The organism is Ruegeria sp. HKCCD7628 (assembly GCF_057221005.1).
The window spans coordinates 525,715-539,895 of record NZ_JBWVBA010000001.1; the positions used below are offsets into that span (position 1 = coordinate 525,715).

The 14,181-nt window shown below is 58.4% G+C and carries 13 protein-coding genes; 7 read left to right on the top strand and 6 right to left on the bottom strand.

The window, feature by feature from the left end:
* The first annotated feature begins 85 nt into the window (after positions 1–85).
* The 5 genes from AC2TAD_RS02605 (at position 86) to AC2TAD_RS02625 (ending at position 4,612) form a co-directional block, all read left to right on the top strand.
* A complete protein-coding gene (locus AC2TAD_RS02605) occupies positions 86–385 on the top strand; it encodes an FtsB family cell division protein (RefSeq protein WP_170354508.1) in 300 nt (99 codons plus the stop codon).
* Between the two features lie 149 nt (positions 386–534).
* Positions 535–1,524 (top strand): pyruvate dehydrogenase (acetyl-transferring) E1 component subunit alpha, encoded by a 990-nt coding sequence (pdhA, locus tag AC2TAD_RS02610; RefSeq protein WP_170752606.1) that lies wholly within the window; start codon positions 535–537, stop codon positions 1,522–1,524.
* Positions 1,525–1,539: 15 nt separating this feature from the next.
* Positions 1,540–2,910, top strand: coding sequence for a pyruvate dehydrogenase complex E1 component subunit beta (locus AC2TAD_RS02615; protein WP_170752604.1), 1,371 nt, complete (start codon positions 1,540–1,542; stop codon positions 2,908–2,910).
* 12 nt (positions 2,911–2,922) lie between these two features.
* Positions 2,923–4,221 carry a pyruvate dehydrogenase complex dihydrolipoamide acetyltransferase gene (locus AC2TAD_RS02620; RefSeq protein ID WP_480865781.1) on the top strand — a complete coding sequence of 433 codons (1,299 nt, stop codon included), beginning with the start codon at positions 2,923–2,925 and terminating at the stop codon, positions 4,219–4,221.
* A gap of 154 nt (positions 4,222–4,375) precedes the next feature.
* Entirely contained in the window at positions 4,376–4,612 is a 237-nt protein-coding gene (locus AC2TAD_RS02625; RefSeq protein WP_480865783.1) for a hypothetical protein, read from the top strand.
* A 6-nt stretch (positions 4,613–4,618) separates the two neighbouring features.
* On the opposite strand, the gene cysE is transcribed toward AC2TAD_RS02625, so the two are convergent.
* Entirely contained in the window at positions 4,619–5,428 is an 810-nt protein-coding gene (gene cysE, locus AC2TAD_RS02630; protein WP_170354513.1) for a serine O-acetyltransferase, read from the bottom strand.
* 84 nt (positions 5,429–5,512) lie between these two features.
* Between cysE and AC2TAD_RS02635 the strand changes: the two genes are divergently transcribed.
* Complete coding sequence (locus AC2TAD_RS02635; protein ID WP_480865785.1) at positions 5,513–5,851, top strand: TraR/DksA family transcriptional regulator; 339 nt, start codon at positions 5,513–5,515, stop codon at positions 5,849–5,851.
* On the opposite strand, the gene AC2TAD_RS02640 is transcribed toward AC2TAD_RS02635, so the two are convergent.
* The 3 genes from AC2TAD_RS02640 to AC2TAD_RS02650 form a co-directional block, all read right to left on the bottom strand.
* Positions 5,832–6,080, bottom strand: coding sequence for a DUF7742 family protein (locus AC2TAD_RS02640; RefSeq protein WP_462362596.1), 249 nt, complete (start codon positions 6,078–6,080; stop codon positions 5,832–5,834). The two genes, AC2TAD_RS02635 and AC2TAD_RS02640, sit on opposite strands and share 20 nt — an antisense overlap.
* Positions 6,081–6,083: 3 nt before the next feature.
* Positions 6,084–8,543, bottom strand: coding sequence for a phage tail protein (locus tag AC2TAD_RS02645; protein ID WP_480866642.1), 2,460 nt, complete (start codon positions 8,541–8,543; stop codon positions 6,084–6,086).
* Between the two features lie 471 nt (positions 8,544–9,014).
* Positions 9,015–9,896, bottom strand: coding sequence for a DMT family transporter (locus tag AC2TAD_RS02650; protein ID WP_480865787.1), 882 nt, complete (start codon positions 9,894–9,896; stop codon positions 9,015–9,017).
* A 372-nt stretch (positions 9,897–10,268) separates the two neighbouring features.
* On the opposite strand from AC2TAD_RS02650, the gene AC2TAD_RS02655 reads away from it, so the two are divergent.
* On the top strand, positions 10,269–11,525 hold the full coding sequence (locus AC2TAD_RS02655) for a DEAD/DEAH box helicase (RefSeq protein ID WP_480865789.1): 1,257 nt from the start codon (positions 10,269–10,271) through the stop codon (positions 11,523–11,525).
* Positions 11,526–11,559: 34 nt separating this feature from the next.
* On the opposite strand, the gene mltG is transcribed toward AC2TAD_RS02655, so the two are convergent.
* Entirely contained in the window at positions 11,560–12,720 is a 1,161-nt protein-coding gene (gene mltG, locus AC2TAD_RS02660) for an endolytic transglycosylase MltG (RefSeq protein WP_480865791.1), read from the bottom strand.
* Positions 12,721–13,986 (bottom strand): beta-ketoacyl-ACP synthase II, encoded by a 1,266-nt coding sequence (fabF, locus tag AC2TAD_RS02665; protein ID WP_209194334.1) that lies wholly within the window; start codon positions 13,984–13,986, stop codon positions 12,721–12,723. It lies immediately after the preceding gene.
* Positions 13,987–14,181: the final 195 nt, after the last annotated feature.

Sequence of the window (14,181 nt, forward strand, 5' to 3'; positions counted from 1 at the left end):
TCACAACCCGAATCGCCTGTGACATAGTACTTTCAGAGGTCCAAAAGGGCCCGTTATTGAGGCGTTTCATACGGCGGTAAACAGAGTGTCCCGTTCCCATCGGCCCGGTTTGGGCGCAGTCGCATTCTTTATGGTAGCTTTTATGCTGGGTGTGTATTTCACCTTTGCTGCCGTTCAGGGTGACTATGGCCTGTTCCGACGGGTCGAGATTGCAGCGGAACGGGACGCCCTGTCGCGCGATCTTGGGAAGCTAGAAGCCGAGATTGCTCAGATGGAAAACCTCACACGCCGTCTGTCAGATACATATCTGGATCTGGACCTTTTGGATCAGCAGGCGCGTTCAGTATTGGGCATGATCCGTTCGGATGAGATCGTTATTCAGTGACCCTTTCTACTGAGTAAACCCAAAATACCTTCGCGACGATTTCCGCAGGTTTCGACGCTGCGTCACATTTCTCCTCGCCACAAAGCGACAAATGCTTTATTGAATAGTTTAACGCTAAACTATCTTGCCGAGAGGGGGAGATCGCCGATATGGCTGCGCGAAAAACCACAAAGAAACCAAATGTTTCTGCGGAAGAGCTCACCACATATTACCGGGAAATGCTGCTGATCCGCCGATTCGAGGAGAAGGCTGGTCAGCTATATGGCATGGGCCTGATCGGTGGGTTCTGCCACCTGTATATCGGGCAAGAGGCTGTTGTCGTCGGACTTGAGGCGGCAGCCGAAGAAGGCGACAAGCGGATTACTTCCTATCGCGACCACGGCCACATGCTAGCCTGCGGCATGGATCCGGGCGGCGTGATGGCGGAACTCACCGGACGTATTGGCGGCCTGTCCAAGGGCAAAGGTGGTTCGATGCACATGTTCTCGAAAGAGAAGCATTTCTATGGCGGCCACGGCATCGTTGGCGCGCAGGTTCCCTTGGGGGCAGGTCTGGCTTTTGCCGACAAGTACAAGGAAAACGGCGGCGTCACCTTCACCTATTTTGGCGACGGCGCGGCTAACCAAGGTCAAGTTTACGAGACGTTCAACATGGCTGCCCTGTGGGACCTTCCGGTGGTTTTCGTGATTGAGAACAACCAATACGCCATGGGTACAGCGCAAGCGCGCTCCACCTCTTCAGCGGATATCTATCACCGCGGACAAGCATTCGGAATCCCGGGCGAAATGGTCAACGGTATGGACGTGCTTGCGGTCAAAGCCGCTGGTGAGAAAGCCGTCGCACACTGCCGCTCCGGAAAAGGCCCTTATATCCTTGAGGTCAAGACCTACCGCTATCGTGGCCACTCGATGTCCGACCCGGCAAAATACCGCACCCGTGAAGAGGTTCAGAAGGTCCGCGAACAAAGCGACCCCATTGAGCATGTGCGCGAACTGCTGCTGACCGGCAAACACGCGACCGAGGATGACCTGAAGGCGATCGACAAAGAGATCAAAGAGATCGTCAACCAGGCCGCCGAATTCTCGAAAGAAAGCCCCGAGCCTTCCGTCGAAGAGCTCTGGACCGACATTTACGCCTGAGAGGACGACTAAGACATGGCAACCGAAATTCTCATGCCCGCCCTTTCGCCCACAATGGAAGAGGGTACGCTGGCCAAATGGCTGGTCAAAGAAGGCGACACCGTATCATCCGGCGATATCATGGCCGAGATCGAAACCGACAAGGCGACGATGGAGTTTGAGGCCGTCGACGAAGGCATCGTCGGCAAGATCCTGATCGCTGAAGGCACCGAAGGCGTAAAGGTCAACACGCCTATCGCGGTCCTTGTGGAAGAAGGCGAAGACGCTTCCGCCCTGCCCGCGGCTGCGCCCGCAGCAGCAGCGGTGACCGAGGCCGCCCCTGCGGCGGCCCCGGCCCCCGCTCCCGCCGCCGCACCAGCGGCACCGGTCGTTGACCTGTCGCCCGATTGGCCAGCCGATGCCGAGATGAAGTCCGAAACCGTCCGCGAAGCACTTCGCGATGCGATGGCAGAAGAAATGCGCGGCGACGAAGACGTCTATCTGATGGGCGAAGAAGTCGCCGAATATCAGGGTGCCTACAAAATCTCCCAAGGTCTGCTGGACGAATTCGGCAGCAAGCGCGTCATTGACACCCCCATCACCGAACATGGTTTTGCCGGTATCGCCGTGGGGTCTGCCTTTGGCGGCTTGAAACCAATTGTCGAGTTCATGACCTTCAACTTCGCCATGCAGGCGATTGACCAGATCATCAACTCCGCCGCCAAGACGCTCTATATGTCCGGCGGCCAGATGGGCTGCCCCATCGTATTCCGCGGCCCCAACGGTGCCGCTGCCCGCGTGGCCGCGCAGCACAGCCAAGACTACGCCGCATGGTATATGCAAATCCCCGGCCTGAAAGTCGTCATGCCCTATTCGGCTGCTGATGCCAAAGGTCTTCTGAAATCGGCCATCCGCGACCCCAACCCTGTGATTTTCCTGGAAAACGAAATCCTCTACGGTCGCTCCTTCGACGTGCCTCAAGTGGATGATCTGACCATCCCACTGGGCAAAGCACGCATCTGGCGTGAAGGCTCGGACGTGACCATCGTCAGCTTTGGCATCGGCATGCAATACGCGCTGGAAGCCGCCGACAAGCTGGCCGAAGAAGGTATCAGCGCCGAGGTCATAGATCTGCGCACCATCCGCCCGATGGACACAGGCGCGATCATCAACTCGGTGATGAAAACCAACCGTCTGGTGACGGTCGAGGAAGGCTGGCCGCAAGGCTCGGTCGGTAGTTACATCAGCTCGGTCGTGATGCAGGAAGCGTTCGACTATCTCGACGCTCCGGTCATCAACTGCACCGGTAAGGACGTTCCGATGCCCTATGCTGCGAACCTCGAAAAGCTGGCGCTGATCACCACGGATGAGGTGATCGCGGCCGTCAAACAAGTGACCTACCGGTAAGGAGCGACACAGATGCCCACAGAAATTCTGATGCCCGCCCTGTCGCCGACCATGGAAGAAGGCACACTTGCCAAATGGCTGGTCAAAGAGGGCGACACCGTGTCGTCTGGCGACCTGCTGGCCGAGATTGAAACCGACAAGGCTACGATGGAATTCGAAGCCGTTGACGAAGGCACCATTGGTAAAATCCTGATCCCCGAAGGATCTGAAGGGGTCAAAGTAAACACCGCCATCGCGGTTCTGCTGGAAGATGGCGAAAGCGCTGACGACATCAGCGCAGCACCTGCCGCAGCGCCCGCGGCTGCCCCGACAGTCGCCGCGGGTAACGAGGCCGCCCCAGCGGCGTCCGAGGCACCCGCCCCTGCCCCGGCTGCTCCGGTCAAGGCCGATGGCGGTCGTATCTTTGCCTCGCCTCTGGCCCGCCGGATTGCCGCGCAAAAGGGTCTTGATCTGGCGCAGATCACCGGCTCGGGTCCGCATGGACGTATCGTCAAAGCAGATGTGGAAGGCGCAACGGCGACGGCCCCAACGGCAGCGCCCTCAGCTGCAGCAGCGGCTCCGGCGGCGGCAGCTCCGGCTGGCCCGTCGGCAGATGCCGTAGCCAAGATGTACGAAGGCCGCGACTACGAGGAAATCAAGCTCGACGGCATGCGCAAAACTATTGCTGCACGCCTGTCCGAGGCCAAGCAGACGATCCCGCATTTCTATTTGCGTCGCGATATCAAACTGGACGCGCTTCTCAAATTCCGTAGCCAGTTGAACAAACAGCTGGAAGGTCGGGGCGTCAAGCTCAGCGTCAATGACTTCATCATCAAAGCCGTCGCCAACGCGCTGCAACAGGTTCCGGCCTGTAACGCGGTATGGGTCGGTGATCGGGTGCTGCAACTGAAACCCTCGGACGTGGCCGTCGCTGTCGCGATCGAGGGCGGGCTGTTCACCCCGGTTCTGCAGGACGCCGACACCAAATCGCTGTCGGCGCTATCGACCGAGATGAAAGATCTGGCCGGTCGCGCGCGCGAACGCAAGCTGGCGCCTCATGAATATCAAGGTGGCACCTTTGCGATCTCGAACCTGGGTATGTTCGGCATCGACAATTTTGACGCCATTGTGAACCCGCCTCACGCCGGAATTCTGGCTGTGGGCTCGGGCGTCAAAAAACCGGTTGTCGGAGACGACGGAGAGCTGACCGTAGCAACCGTTATGTCCGTCACCATGTCAGTGGATCACCGGGTTATCGACGGTGCGCTTGGGGCTGAATTGTTGCAGGCCATCGTGGAAAACCTTGAAAATCCTATGGTTATGCTGGCTTGATTCCCGCAAACTTGCAGAGGCCGCGTCGGGCAACCCCGGCGCGGTTTTTCATGGCCTGACGGGATGTGAGCCGACGTGATCAGGCGTACTATTGCTCGGGGACCTGTGGGGCTCCAGATTGGTGGCACGACATTCAAGGACGCACAGGTGCCATATGACCATCACTCAAATTACACGCACATTTCTGGTTCTTCTGATGCTGGCGGCGCTTGCCCCTGCGGACGCCTACGCCAAACCAAACAGCTATCCAGGAGAGAACTCGAAGTTCAATTCCAAGAGTGCGGTTGGCAAATGGGAGGCCGAACGTGCCAAACGCATTGAGGATCGTAAAAAGCGCAGGGAAGAACGTCGTCTCAAGCGGTTGAACGAAAAGAACAACCGCTCGAACTAAGACTGTTTACTGGTTTTTACCCAGCATGTGGTCCATTGAGATCGAGGGCTGATCGCACCCGGCCTCGCCCACGATCTTGGCAGGAATACCCGCAACGGTTTTGCAGGGGGGGACCTCCTGCAGAACAACCGAACCGGCCGCTATGCGGCTGCAATGGCCGACTTCGATATTCCCAAGCACCTTGGCACCCGCACCAATCAGAACTCCGTTCCCGATCTTAGGGTGACGCTGTTCCTCTTCTTTGCCGGTTCCGCCCAGCGTCACCGAGTGCAACATCGAGACGTTGTCGCCCACCACGGCAGTTTCACCGATCACTATGGAATGCGCATGGTCGATCATGATCCCCTTGCCAATCTTCGCTGCAGGGTGAATGTCGATGCCAAAAATCTCAGATGAACGCATCTGGAAGAAGTAAGCCAGGTCATAACGACCCTTACGCCAAAGCCAATGCGCCACACGATAGGCCTGCATCGCCTGATAACCCTTGAAATAAAGAATTGGCTGCAGCAACCGGTGGCAGGCCGGATCACGTTCATATACGGCCATCAGGTCTGCGCGCGCGGCTTCGATCAGTGATGGGTCGTCGGCATAAGCCTCGTCCACGATTTCACGCAGAACCATCATCGACATCTCGTTCGAGCACAGCTTGGCGGAAACACGATATGACAACGCCCGCTCAAGACTTTTGTGATGAAGGACACAAGCATGGACAAGCCCGCCCATCAGCGGTTCATTCTCCACGGCCGCCTGAGCTTCGGTCGTGATACGATCCCAAACGGGATCGACGGGGGTCACGTGACTGCGCTTTTCCAACATGGCTTTTCATCCTTTGCTGCGCCTAAGATGCCATTTAGTGGTAAAAACGCCAAACGCAAACCCGTGATCCGCACGATAACGAAAATGAATGACTCGGAACTGGCACATTTTAGCGCTTTGATCCTCGCTCGTCTGGACGAGTTGGCAGACAGCACTGCATCGGGCAAAAGCGCGCAGGCTGTGGTTGAGTTGGATCAGCAGGCTGTTGGCCGCCTTAGCCGGATGGACGCGTTGCAAAACCAGGCTATGGCCAAAGCACATCAAGCCAGTCGCGATCTGGAACGGCGCAGACTGACCGCCGCCCTGAGCCGGATTCGGGACGGCGAGTATGGTTTCTGCGAAGATTGCGGAGAAGAGATTCCTGCAGGTCGGCTAAAACTGGATCTGGCGGCCACAAAATGCGTCAGCTGCGCGTCTGGCTAAGATGAAGCCGTACCAGACTGTTCAAAACCATCGCGAAACACTGACAGTATTGTAGATCGTCAAAACTGGGTTCAACGTCCAAGGGACGGATACATGCTGCGGTTGCCAGCAATCCATTGCTGAATACCGGATGAAGATGACCGGTTCGACGCATGTACCGATCTGCCAACTCGGCCTCGGTAAGCATGCGCGCCGCAGCACTTACATCTCTGTGAAGAGCCGGACGTATGACTTAGCTTACGTCAAGGCTGACAGGTAGACCCGGACCATAACTGGCCGAGACCTGCGCAACCTGCACGGTGTATCCTGCGCTTACACCGTCGGCTGATTTCATTGCGGCCGTGTATATCCAACTTGGATTGGCTGAGATCAGTTCGCGCACCAACTCGCCTTCGGCGCGCACTTGCACCAGATAGGATTCCGTTTCTTCGCCTAATGGCACGTCGATACCCGACCAATCATCACCGTCGATGCGCGTGCGACGTATCCACGACAGCTGATCGTCACTCGCAGATTTGGCAACACGCAGGTGGGATGGCGCATAAGGGCGTAGACCATTGCCGTTGAATGCCTCGACCCTATGTACAAAGGACGGATCGTCATAACTGCGCGCCGCAGGGCCTATCCGGTAGTGCTTGGCGACACGGCGCTCAGACCTCAGCAGGTTGGTTTGATACACCCGTTGGTCCAAAAGCACAAAAGTCGAGCCTTCAGGCCATACCTCCGGGATTTTGGCGTCTGTCCCCAGTTGTCCGCGAAGACGGCCTGACAGAGTGTATACACCGCGTTCTTGCAGAGTGGCGCGTTCAAACTGAAAGAGTTCCCAGTTATCCGGTGATCCATCGCCGATTGCCGCAAGGTTTGCGCCGTTCAGCAACGCGTCGCGCGGTCGGGATTCCAGAACACCCGTAATCAGTTCGACAGTCAGGGGTGCCCCCTCATCCCACAGCCCGGCACCTGCCCGGCGCATCGGCGACTGCGTGAATCCGACAACAGCTTGCCCGCTGACCACCTCTTGCAAAGCATAGTCCTCATCAGTCGCAGAGGAGTAGACCGCTGCACTTCCCGGCCATGGATCAGCCGAGATCGCCAGATAAGGTGCGTGGGGCACCTCGGATCCTGTGATAAGCGGCAAGTCCAAGAAAACTGGAAATACGGGGACTGGTGCCACAAACGGGTTTTCCGAGACGTCGTCGTCTGGCAAATCGGAAGGCGTATAAACACCCGGTTCAACGCGAACAGCGTCAGCCATCTGCATTTCGGCCTGTTCGAGCCGGTCGATACGATACCGCGCGCCCTGTTCGCCGGACAGGGTGATGATATCACCCGCACCGACATTCAGCATCGAAGGCGGCAATGCAAACCGGACGCTCTCTCGCGACACGCGGGATTCGCTCAGCCACCGCTCGGCGGTTTGACGGCCTTCGGCGCGTGTCATCGACAACGGCATCTCATTGACGGAAACCGAATGGGTACTGGTATCCAGCAAAACGGCCTCTTCCGAGACGATATCATGATCCGCATCAGACTGGACAAATCGAAGTTGGACACGACCGGTCATCTCCGCCTCGGCTTCGCGGCGATGTTCGATGGTGCCATCGATCTCAGAACTGGTTGCAAGCAGGTCGCTATCAAGCTGAACCGGAGCCCGCCCGTTACGCATCTGAAAACGCAACACACCGTCGCGTTCGATAGCGTCAAAGCCATACCGAAGCATCAGTGGCTGCAACGCGGCGCGCCCGTCCGAAACCTGTTCGATCACGTATCCACGCACGATCCCGTGCAACTCCGTGGTGTCGATATCCGTGACGCCCGCGCCATGACAGATCTCGGCGACCACAGAGGCCAAAGTTCGCGATCCCGAGCGCCCATTCAGCCAATGGCCGCGGGCATAGTTTTCGCCATCGCTCCATTGACTGCGCTGGTTCGGAAAGGCGGGAAATGGGCGCGCGTCCCAGGCCCAGACATAGGCATTGGACATGTCCACCATCGGGCCGCCATACACGTCTGAGATCGGGTTGATCTTTGGGTCGGACCAATACCCCAGAACCGCTCGTAGGTATTGAACTTGCATAAAATCGTCACGCTGGCCGTTGGAATACACGGGCAAGCTCGACTCCGACGACTTTGGGTCCAGAAATTTGTTCGGCTGGTTTGTTCCTTTGTCTATCGCGGCACAACCCAATTCATCCACCCAGGCCGCATCGAATTGCGGGCCACGCAGCCCCTCGGGATCATGCGCCGAAAACGCCTGCGCCTCGGCCCCGTTGGGCCAGATCAGCTTGCGTTCCGATGCCTTCCAGACCGGCCGGCGGTCCGGGGGCGAGCATTGCAATATGCCGCTGTCGCCAAAAATCATCACGTCGCGCACCTGATCGAAGGTCTCACCCACCAGCGCCACCCGGCTAGCCTCACCGCGATCCAGCGGCTTGGGCCCTTCGACCATCGACCGCACCCATTCGGACCCTGCGCGCGTCTTGCCTGCGCCGCGCCCGCCCATGATCACCCAGGACCGCCAGCCGCCCTCGGGCGGCAGCTGGTGCGGCAGCGCCCAGAACTCGAAGAGGAAAGGGAGGGCACACAGCCCCCCCTCCCCGATGTCACTCAGAAACCTGTCCCGCACCGCAGCATCGGCGGAGGCGAGCCAGCCTGCACCCGATTTCAAATCGAGCGCGCTCAAGGTCGAGCGCATATCCCCCTTGGGCAATTCCGGCTTGTCTGTGATGTTGTTCGACAAAGCTTGTCTCCACTTTCTGACAACTTCGGATCAGCCCCTCTAACTGATCCAGTTGCTTGCCTGCTCCGGCAAAGTCTGCATCCTCCCCGGCGTCGATCTGCCTGCGCAGTTCTTCCGCTGCTTGGCGCAGATCGCGAATGGATCGCTCGAGCGACTGCAACAAGTCAGCCGTCTGGGAAATCCGCTCTTCCGGGGTAATCAAAGTCATGTGTGCCTGTGACCTCATGCGTGAGTTTTCTCCGCACGATAGAAACAAAAAACGGCCACCGGGGTTAACCCGGGGCCGTCGCCCATTTCTCCTAGCATGACACAAAACTACGGCATAAAGCGCGCAAAGTCAATATGTTGCGCAACACCCATGCAACGGGAACCGCACTGCCTGTTAAGACTGTTGGCGTCTGATCTGTCTACCCACCGATAACTCGCTCAGCCCCGAGCGATCTCCAGCACAGCGGCACTCACAATCAGTACCGCCCCCGCGGCCTCGCGCAGCCCAAAGGGCTCGCCCGAAAACACAGCAGCCGAAATTAGGCCGACCACAACCTCGCTCATCAATAACAACCCCACCCGAGCCGGTGTCAGTAAAGTCGCGGGCCAGATCGTCAGAAAGATCATCGGCAGAGTGTACAGCACCGACAGCATCGCAATGGGCAGCACACCGACAACAATCGCGCTTTGCTGTTGCAGTCCGCCTGCGCTGAACACCAGGCTGATCATCGACAGCAGCAGAGCCCCGGCAATAAACGCAAAAACCTGCCCCGGAACCGAAATGCCCGAGGAGCGATACAAACCCAGCGTGCCCACCGCCCAAGCCATGCCGGACACCAGCGCCGCCCAATCTCCGACATTGCTGGGCCAAGGGATGCCGTGGCCGCTGCCAAGGACGATCGCCATGCCTCCAAGGCCACATATCAACCCCAAAACGCGGGCTCTGGTCAGACGCTCGCCAAGAAAAACCCGGCCTAAGATCGTGCCCCAAACCGGCGTCAGGTAGAACAACAGGATGGCTCGAACGACATCCGTGTAGACCAGACTGATCGTGAACAGACCAAAGGCCGCACCGGTAAACATGCCGCTGAACATCAAATCCTGCCAGCGCCGTGCCAGATCGTGCCTGTCGCGCCACAAAAGCGGCAAAAGGCCAAGCAGCGCGACCGAATACATCACAATCCCCGGCCAAGCCCCGTCCAGCCCCTGATCCACGAAGTAGCGGACAGGGATCCAGTACAGCCCCCACATCATACCGCCCAGAACCAGGGCACCGCTGGCGAGTTTCAGGCTATCGCCCTGCTGTGCACTTCCTTTCATTCCCTACCCCAAACTTCGCCCCGTAGTGTTACGAAGCGCTAAACCGCCACTCGGAAATCGATGGCTCAAACTGATTGAGAACGCCAGCAGAATTTAGAACTCCGACCGCCAGTCCATCAGACAAATACTTGACAATGCCCGCGCCAACCCTCATGTGCACGCCATCAGCGCCGCCGCGTGAGCATTCGGGCCTTAGCCCCACCGGCGCACCATATCTCTCCTGGTTCCCCTTCACGCAGGGTTCTTGATGCGACGACCGGACGGTGCAGGATACGCCTGTGCGTCCCGAGGTCTCGCTAAACCCTGCCTGTCGCGCTTTTGCGCGGCAATAAGCATCCGCGCTCAAAGTTGCGGATATTAAAGGATTATTACGTGTTCGACTTCGACATGCTGGGCCTGGCTCCGGCTTTGAACGACGCCCTGAAACGGGCGAACTTTACCCAACCCACGCCGATCCAAAACCAGGCCATCCCGATGGCGCTGAATGGACATGACATTCTTGGTCTGGCCCAGACTGGCACCGGCAAAACGCTGGCTTTTGGCCTACCGCTGATTGATCACCTGCTTGCGCAACCGTCCAAACCTGCACCCAAGACGGTCAAGGCTTTGATCCTTGCTCCGACGCGCGAACTGGTGAACCAGATCGCGGACAGCCTGCGTACCCTCACGCAAAAGACAAAACTACGCGTCGCCACCGTTGTCGGTGGCCAATCCATCGGTAAGCAGATTTCCTTCCTATCGCGCGGCACCGATATTCTGGTCGCCACCCCCGGTCGTTTGATAGACCTGATGGAGCGCGGAGCCGTCGACCTTGGTTCAGTGCGCCATCTGGTGCTGGACGAGGCCGACCAGATGCTGGACATGGGCTTTATCCATGCGCTCCGAAAAATCGCACCCGCATTGGGCACGCCGCGCCAGACGATGCTGTTCTCGGCCACCATGCCGAAACAGATGGAAGAGCTGAGCCAATCTTACCTCACCAACCCGCAGCGCATTCAGGTGTCGCCCCCGGGTAAAGCAGCGGACAAGATCACTCAGTCCGTTCACTTCCTGTCGCGGGCGGATAAGCCTCGCAAGCTGCGTGAAATCCTCTCCGCCGATATGGACGCTCTGACGTTGGTCTTCTCGCGCACCAAACACGGGGCCGAGCGGCTGATGAAAGACCTCGTCAAAGACGGGTTCAACGCGGCTTCAATCCACGGCAACAAAAGCCAAGGTCAGCGCGACCGGGCCATCAAAGCCTTCCGCGCTCGCGAGGTCAATGTGCTGGTCGCAACCGACGTTGCTGCGCGTGGCATCGACATTCCAGGCGTCGCTTACGTGATCAACTATGACCTGCCCGAAGTGCCTGACAATTATGTCCACCGCATTGGCCGCACGGCCCGCGCAGGGCGCGAGGGCGAGGGCATCGCTTTCTGCGCCCCGGATGAGTTGGACCAGCTGAAGCAAATACAAAAGCTGATGAAAATCGACATTCCGGTCGCCAGCGGAACTGTGCCTGAATTTGCCGAGCCCAAGAAGCCTCGCAAACAGGGCGGCTTCCGGGCGCGTAAGCCACAAGGGGCCAAGTCCGGGCCCAAACCCGCCGCCTCTAAAAGGCGCCGCCCACGCAGGCGTCCAGCAGCATAATAAAAAAGGGCCGCGTTTCGGACGCGGCTCTTTTTTAGTTGCCCGAGCTGTTCCTCTGGGCTTCAATCTCGCGCCACTTGGCGACGTTTCGGTTGTGCTCGTCCAGCGTTTCCGCGAAAGCGTGCCCCCCTGTTCCGTCCGCCACGAAGAACACATAGTCTGTCTCCTCCGGTGCCACGGCCGCCTCAAGACTGGCCAACCCCGGATTGGCAATTGGTGTCGGCGGCAAGCCGTCAATCACATAAGTATTCCAAGGGGTTGCCCGACGAAGTTCACTCCTACGCAATCCGCGTCCCAACGTGCCTTGTCCCTTGGTAACGCCATAGATCACCGTCGGGTCGGTTTGCAGCTTCATGCCGCGCTCCAAACGGTTGACGAACACACTGGCCACCTGCCCACGCTCATGTGGAACACCGGTTTCTTTTTCGATGATCGAGGCAAGGATCAGCATTTCTTCGGGGTTCGAGATCGGTAGATCATCTTGACGGCTTTCCCAGATCGCGTTGATCCGAAGTTGCTGCTTGTCCTGCATCCCCTTCAGCACGGCCATCCGATCAGTTCCGCGCGCGATGTCGTAGCTGTCAGGCGCCAACATCCCTTCGGCAGGAATCTCAGCCACTTCGCCGGTCAAGGCGCCAATCTGTTTCAAACCTTCAACCACCTGCCACGAAGTCACGCCCTCGGCAACTGAAACGCGATAGCGCGTGTCCGCATCTTCGCTTTTCTCAGTATACGCGGCGGGCACGTCTTCATCGGTGACGTCAAAAGATGCAATTTCGTCAAAGGCCAGAGTGGCAGGATTCAGTTCACGTACACGGGTCTGGATACGGGTCACACCGATGCGATATTCGATCTCAGACCCGCAGGTACTGGCGCCACTGCTGGTGATTTCGTCGATGATCTGTTCCATCGACGCGCCTTCGCGCACCAGAAAGCTGCCAGCCTTCAACTGCTGGGACCGGTCAGTGTAATCCGCCGCCATACGAAATACCGTGGCACTACTGATTGCACCCTGATCCTGCAAAACCTGGCTGACCCCGCCCATATTCGATCCGCGTTCGACCCTCAAACAGATCGCCGTTTCCAACGGGCCTTCGCTTTTGTACCGCGACTGCCCCCACAGGATCAGACCACCCATCAAGAACAAGCCGACCACTAGAATGGTCAGCATGTTAGATGCCAGGGCCCGCCACATTTAGCTGACCTTTCCGAAGATCACGCTGGCATTGGTGCCGCCAAAGCCGAAAGAGTTTGAAAGCGCCACATCGATCTTGCGTTCGCGCTTGGCGTTAGGGGCTAGGTCGATCGGAGTTTCAACCGCCGGGTTATCCAAGTTGATCGTCGGAGGCGCAACCTGGTCACGGATTGCGAGGATCGAGAAGATCGCCTCGATCGCGCCCGCAGCACCTAACAAGTGGCCCGTCGCGGATTTTGTCGAGCTCATCGTGGCATTCGCCGCATGATCGCCCAGCAAACGCTCGACCGCGCCCAATTCGATGGTATCCGCCATGGTCGATGTGCCATGCGCGTTGATATAGTCCAGATCCTTGGGCTCAAGGCCCGCGCTGCGCAGCGCGGCCTGCATCGAGCGTTCAGCCCCATCGCCATCTTCGCTAGGCGCGGTGATGTGATAGGCGTCACCAGACATGCCATAGCCCAGAACCTCGGCATAAATCTTTGCACCACGCGCCTTGGCGTGCTCGTATTCCTCCAGGACCACGATCCCAGAGCCTTCACCCATGACAAAACCGTCACGATCAATGTCATACGGACGGCTGGCTTTCTTGGGGTCATCGGCAAATTTAGTGGAAAGCGCCTTGCACGAATTGAAGCCCGCGATGCCGATCTCGCAGATGCAGCCTTCGCCACCGCCAGCAACCATGACATCCGCATCACCTGCACGGATGATGCGGCTTGCATCACCGATGGCATGCGCACCAGTCGAACAGGCCGTTACAACCGAATGGTTTGGCCCCTTAAACCCACGTCGGATCGACACTTGCCCAGAGGCCAGGTTGATCAGTGCACCCGGAATAAAGAATGGTGAGACGCGGCGCGGACCCTTGTCGCGGATCAGATTGGCTGTTTCCGCAATGGACCCAAGACCGCCAATCCCGGAGCCGATCAGGACTCCGGTGCGTAAGCGCGCTTCTTCATCTTCGGGCATCCAACCCGCATCTTCGCAGGCCATATCGGCCGCTGCGATGGAATACAGGATGAAATCCTCGATCTTGCGCTGCTCTTTCGGCGGCATCCAATCGTCAGGGTTAAACGTCCCATTGGTGCCGTCCCCGCGCGGGACTTCGCAGGCGTAGGTCGTTGTGACCCCACTGCCTTCGGCATCAAACTGAGTGATCGGACCAGCGCCGGATTCTCCATCCAGCAGCCGCGACCAGGTTTCCTCGACCCCGCTGGCCAACGGAGTGACCAATCCCAGACCGGTTACAACGACTCTGCGCATGAAGTGCCTCTTGCCTGCTTCGTGTTTAAGAAACGCTCATACCCCGGCCCGGGGTGTGGGGGCAAGAGCAAGGGTACATTCCGCCGGAAAGCTGTTCGCGCCATCTTGGTATCGGCACACTGGCAAACAGCATAAAAGGCGGAAAACCGCCCTTGCTATAGCTTGAAAGGGCGGCGTCCTTGGGTTGGTCTTCGA